Source organism: Burkholderia sp. E168m23 (assembly GCF_016586125.1).
GTDB classification, from domain to species: Bacteria; Pseudomonadota; Gammaproteobacteria; order Burkholderiales; family Burkholderiaceae; genus Burkholderia; species Burkholderia orbicola.
On sequence record NZ_BCPP01001233.1, the window covers coordinates 1 to 1,694 of the forward strand.

Below are 1,694 nucleotides of genomic sequence, written 5' to 3' on the forward strand. Positions count from 1 at the left end.
ACGTGGGCCGCGCTGCACGACCCGGTCGGGCCGCGTGAAGAGTGGCCGGCGCTGATCAGCAAGTTCATCGCGCTTGCGCACGCGCACAGCGGCCGCGCGGCGTTCTACCAGGTGCGCGCGAACGCGTTGCCGCTGTATCTCGACGCGGGGCTCACGCTGATGAAGCTCGGCGAGGAAGCGCATATCGCGCTCGACCAGTTCGACCTGAAGGGTTCGAACCGTTCGCACCTGCGCTACGCGCTGCGTCGCGGCGACAAGGATGCGCTGACGGTCGAGGTGATCGCGCCGGGCGACGTGCCCGCCGCGCTGCCGGCGCTGCGCGACATCTCCGACGGCTGGCTCGACAGCCGCGATGCGCGCGAGAAAAGTTTCTCGGTGGCCGCGTTCCACGACGGCTATCTGTCGACGCAGTCGGTGATGCTGGTGCGGCAGGCCGACAAGCCGATCGCGTTCGTCACGTTCATGACGACCGACCTCAACACCGAGGCGACGGTCGGCGTGATGCGCCATCTGCCGGACGCATCGCCGTATGCGATGGAGTATCTGTTTACGCAGCTCGCGCTGCATCTGAAGGAAGCGGGGTTCCGCAAGCTGAGCCTGGGCATCGCGCCGTTCTCGGGAATGGGGGCGGCGAAGATGCCGTCGCCGTTCCACCGGCTCGGCCTGATGGTCTGGCGCTTCGGCGGCCGCTTCTACAACTTCCGCGGCTTGCGCGCTTTCAAGAGCAAGTTCGAACCGCACTGGGAGCCGCGTTATCTCGCGGCCTCGGGCTCGGTCGGCGTGTTCGTCACGCTGGCGGATCTGTCATTGCTGGCTGGAGGTCGGCGTTCATGATGTTGAAGAAGGTAAGCGCGCGGGCGGCAGCCGCCTGCGCGGGAATGATGCTGGCCGGCGCCGCGTGCGCCGCGCAGCCGGCCGACGTGAAAGCCGAAACCGTGTCCGGCGGCCGCTACGGGCCCGTGACCGTGACCAAGCCGAGCGGGCCGCTGCGCGGTTTCGTCGTGCTGTTCTCGCGTGAGGCCGGCTGGCATGTCGCCGATCAGCAGGCGGCCGACGCGCTCGCGAAAGCCGGTGCGATGACGGTCGGCGTCGATTCCGGGCGTTACGCGGCGAATCTCGCCGCGAAGCAGGAGACCTGCCATCACCTCGACGGCGACGCCGAGGCGGTCAGCCATCAGCTCGAACGTCTCGCGCAGTCGTCGCGCTATTTCACGCCGATCGTCGCGGGCGTGGGCCAGGGCGGCGCGATCGCGAAGCAGATTCTCGCGATGGCGCCGGAGAACACGATCGCCGGCGTCGTCGCGGTCGGTCCGGCCGCGAAGCTCGATCCGCGCTTCAAGCCGTGCCCGCCCGATCCGACGATCGTGCGCCGCGCGATGCCGGGCTTCGTCGAGACGGCGGCCGCGGGCGACACCGCGAAGCTCGTGTCGCTCGTCACGTCGCACCTGCGCGACACCAGCGGCAGCAGCGACGAGCTCGACGTGTCCGACCTGCCGCTCGTCGAGCTGCCGGCCAAGGGCGGCAGCGACCGGCTCGCGATCGTGATCTCGGGCGACGGCGGCTGGCGCGATCTCGACAAGACGATCGCCGAGGCGCTGCAGCGCGACGGCGTGTCGGTGGTCGGCATCGACAGCCTGCGTTATTTCTGGAGCGAGAAGCCGCCCGCCCAGGTGAGCCGCGACCTGGCCCGCGTG

The 1,694-nt window shown here is 69.4% G+C and carries 2 protein-coding genes; both read left to right on the forward strand.

Translation table 11 applies throughout. The features are described from left to right. Window positions 1-834: phosphatidylglycerol lysyltransferase domain-containing protein (locus tag JMF90_RS36035; RefSeq protein WP_201326247.1), on the forward strand; the 834-nt coding region annotated here is incomplete at its 5' end. Next, a partial coding sequence (locus JMF90_RS36040; protein ID WP_201326248.1) for an AcvB/VirJ family lysyl-phosphatidylglycerol hydrolase occupies window positions 831-1,694 on the forward strand: 864 nt, incomplete at its 3' end. The genes JMF90_RS36035 and JMF90_RS36040, both read left to right, overlap by 4 nt.